The 1,888-nt window shown below is 30.1% G+C and carries 1 protein-coding gene; it reads right to left on the reverse strand.

Annotation, left to right across the window (positions count from 1 at the left end):
• Positions 1-65 precede the first annotated feature (65 nt).
• Entirely contained in the window at positions 66-1,097 is a 1,032-nt protein-coding gene (locus NSS71_RS25615) for a serine hydrolase domain-containing protein (protein ID WP_144547505.1), read from the reverse strand.
• Between the last annotated feature and the right edge of the window lie 791 nt (positions 1,098-1,888).

Raw genomic sequence — 1,888 nt, forward strand, 5'->3', positions numbered from 1 at the left:
CAATTTGCTTTTAGGTCTTTTTTTGTGGGGAAAAGTGCTGGCTTAATTTATTGTAAGGGACAGACTTATTCCATTTTTAATATTAACTGATCTTCAATGAGTTTCGAAACTTCAAACGCACCTTCAGATTTATTTGAACAGATAACAGTATGAATTTGTGATTTGGGGTAAAAGGCAGAATGAAAATTAACTCCAGGATCGTAACCCATAATATGATATTTAAAAATAGCATTTTCCTTTTTCTCTATCCATAACCCATAACCATAAAATCCGGTTGATTTCTTTGTTTGAATAAATGGAGTAAGTAACTTGGAAGTATATTCATCACTTAATAATTGATTAGTTAGAAGTGCATTCCATAAACTTGACATATCAAGTGCAGTTACAAATGCGCCTCCATCTGCACCACCTTTTGCAGGCAATGAGTAAATATTTGTTCTCCATTTATTGTTCGGCAAATCGATATAACCTAAAGCAGTGTTTTTTGGAAGAGCATCTAATTCATAATAACCAGAGTTTTGCATTCCGACCTTTTTAAAAATATTTTCTTCGATAAAATCAGTAAATGACATTTTACTTACTTCCTCGATGACCAATCCAAGCAAAATATATCCTGCATTATTATAATGAAATTTTTCACCGGCACTTGATTTCATTGGTTTATTCTGAAAAAGAGGCAAAAAATCGGTTAACTTTCTTATGTGATACATGGGAAGGTCTATCCACAACTCCTCGAAATCATCCATTATTTCCTCGTCGAAATAGTCTGGTATTCCTGCTGTGTGTGTTAAAAGGTGATGAATGGTAATATCTTTATTAAAATTTGGAAAGATAATAGGAAGACAGTCTTCTAATTTTGATTCAAAAGATAGTTTACCTTTCTCGACAAGTTGGCAAATAGCGATTGACGTAAATAATTTACATCCTGATGCAATGCCAAAGCGTGTATCTATAGTGTTTTTTATGTTGTCGCTACGATTAGCATAACCATAACTTGCAGAAAATAAATTATTTTCTGCTTTTTTGATAAGAATGGTTCCTGAAAACTTATTTCTATTTACAGTAATTTTTATTTGGTTTTCTAAACTAGTTTCCATTGTATCTCTCGCTTTCTAGTTAGTATATCTTTACTCTAACTTAACTCCATCCATATTGTACCATATAATTTATTTTCAAAAGAGCCATTGAAGTATCTTTCGGGTTTTGGAAATTAAATACGGATTTTTGTATGGAACAAAATAACGCGTTTTTCTCATGTAAAAGTTAATATAGTGGGGAAAATAAAAATGAACCAAAAGAATATCCTTGGGTTAATTCCTTTTCGCAAGTATAAGGACGATGATAAAAATTTCAATAGAAAGAAACGAGAAAAAACTATTATGGTTTTTTAGGAGAGGACAATAGAGGTTGGCGATGAGTATTCAAAGTGCCCTATAGATTGTTGTAAGATAAGACTATAATAATCAAAGAAGGGAAATATTACTTATGTAAATTAATAAGGTAATCGTGATTTCCTGCTGTACTCAATATTTTGTTAATCTCAAAATAGAGATTTTATTAACAATTTAAGAGATCAGTATTCTTTTATTAATTAGGATTAAGAAAAAAGAGTGCTTAAGGTAAGCATATATATATGCTAAACTGAAAAAAACAGTTGACGATTAAATGAATAATTGGTATTATATAAAAGTTGCCTCGAACGGTAACGATAATTGATAATTTAATAGTTAAAAGTTTTTAAGAAAGTTATTGACTAGCAACTATTAAATATGATATGATATAAAAGTTGCTTCTGATAGAAGCAAACAAATTGCTCTTTGAAAACTGAACAAACAAACGTCAACAATAATCGTTTTATAACTAGTGTTATAGAATGACAACAAGTAAC

Source organism: Niallia sp. FSL W8-0951 (assembly GCF_038006525.1).
GTDB classification, from domain to species: domain Bacteria; phylum Bacillota; class Bacilli; order Bacillales; family Cytobacillaceae; genus Niallia; species Niallia circulans.

Bases quoted from the DNA above. Each gene is read 5' to 3' on its own strand.
- NSS71_RS25615 (WP_144547505.1), bottom strand. From the start codon at position 1,097: ATGGAAACTAGTTTAGAAAACCAAATAAAAATTACTGTAAATAGAAAT.